The sequence below is a fragment of the Streptomyces viridosporus genome (assembly GCF_002078235.1).
In the GTDB taxonomy this organism is placed as follows: Bacteria; Actinomycetota; Actinomycetes; order Streptomycetales; family Streptomycetaceae; genus Streptomyces; species Streptomyces viridosporus.
On sequence record NZ_MSGP01000838.1, the window covers coordinates 1 to 1521 of the forward strand.

Below are 1521 nucleotides of genomic sequence, written 5' to 3' on the forward strand. Positions count from 1 at the left end.
CGGCGGGCGGGGCCTGGACGCTCTTCGGCTGCACCATGGCGCCCGGGTTCACCTACGAGGGCTACGAGCACGGGGATGCGGCGGAGCTGACGGCGCGCTACCCGGACCAGGCGGACCGGATCGTGGCACTGTGCCGCCCGTGAGCCCGCCGGGACTGCTGGAGGGGCAGATCGCCCTGGTCACCGGCGCGGGCGGCGGCATCGGCCGGGGCATCGCCCTGCGGTTCGCCGAGGAGGGCGCCGCGGTCGCGCTGCACTGCCGCACGGCGGTGTCGTCCGCGCGCGAGCTCGCCGACCGCATCCGGGGGCGGGCGGCGAGGCCGTCGTCCTGCGCGCCGACCTGACCGACGAGGACGCCTGCCGCCGCCTGGTGGCGGAGGCGGCCCGGTGGGGCGGGGGCCGGCTGACCGCGCTGGTCAACTGCGCGGGGGTGCAGCCGGTCCAGGAGCTCGCCGGGATGACGGCGGCCGAGTGGCGGGCGGTCGTGGACACCAACACCACCGGCGTCTTCGCCTGCACCCGGGCGGCGGCGGAGCTCATGCGGCCGGCGGGCGGCGGTTCGGTCACCCACATCGCGTCCGTGGAGGCGCGCAGCCCGGCACCGGGCCACGCCCACTACTGCGCGTCCGAGGCGGCCGTGGTGATGCACGCCCGCGCGGCGGCCCTGGAGTACGGCCCGTGGGGGATCCGCGCCAACACGGTCTCGCCCGGTCTGATCGAACGGGAGGGGCTGGAGGACGCCTGGCCGGAGGGCGTACGCCGGTGGCGGCGGGCGTCCGCGGTGGGCCGGCTCGGCCGTCCGGAGGACGTCGGCGACGCCTGCGTGTTCCTGGCCTCCCGGCTCGCGTCCTGGGTGACGGGCCACGACCTGGTGGTGGACGGAGGGGTCTCGGCCCGGCCGACCTGGTGAAACGGCGGGGGCGGGCCGCGCGGTGAACGCACCGCGCCTCCCGTCCGTACCCCACCGGAGCCGGATTGCCGGAAGGCGGGGTACGACGTGGAGCGACGGCGCAGCGGGGCGGCGACGGACGGTGACCGACGGGACGGGGCGTCGGGCGACGGCGGACGGGGCGCGGCGACGGGCCGCGGGACCCGGCGGCTCCGGGGGCTGGTGCTGCTGGGAGCCGTGCTGGTCCTGCTCCTCCTCGGCGGCGCGGCCCCGGCGAGCGCCCACGCCGGCCTCCGCGGCGCCGACCCCGAGGACGGAAGCGTCCTCGAGTCCGCCCCCCGGTACGTCACCCTGACCTTCACGGAGTCCGTCGGCCTGCTCGAGGACTCCTTCCGCGTCTACAGCCCCGAGAACCGCCGGGTGAGCCTGGGCGAGCCGCGGCACGCGGACGGCGCCTCCGACACCGCCCGGATCGACCTGCCCGACGGGCTCGCCGAGGGCACCTACACGGTGGCCTGGCGGGTGATCTCCGCCGACAGCCACCCGGCCTCCGGTGCCTTCTCCTTCTCCATCGGCAAGCCCTCGCCCACCGCGCCCGCGGTACCCGCGGAGCAGGTCGAGCACCCGGTCACC

General features: G+C 77.6%; 1 protein-coding gene and 2 pseudogenes. All 3 read left to right on the top strand.

Features of this window, described 5'->3' with window-relative positions; translation table 11 throughout:
- Positions 1-143 (top strand): annotated as a pseudogene (locus tag B7L92_RS43330) (cupin domain-containing protein); the annotation flags it as partial.
- Positions 140-909: pseudogene (locus B7L92_RS38030) on the top strand (SDR family NAD(P)-dependent oxidoreductase). The pseudogenes B7L92_RS43330 and B7L92_RS38030, both read left to right, overlap by 4 nt.
- Positions 910-1110: 201 nt before the next feature.
- Positions 1111-1521: copper resistance CopC family protein (locus B7L92_RS38035; protein ID WP_143626505.1), on the top strand; the 411-nt coding region annotated here is incomplete at its 3' end.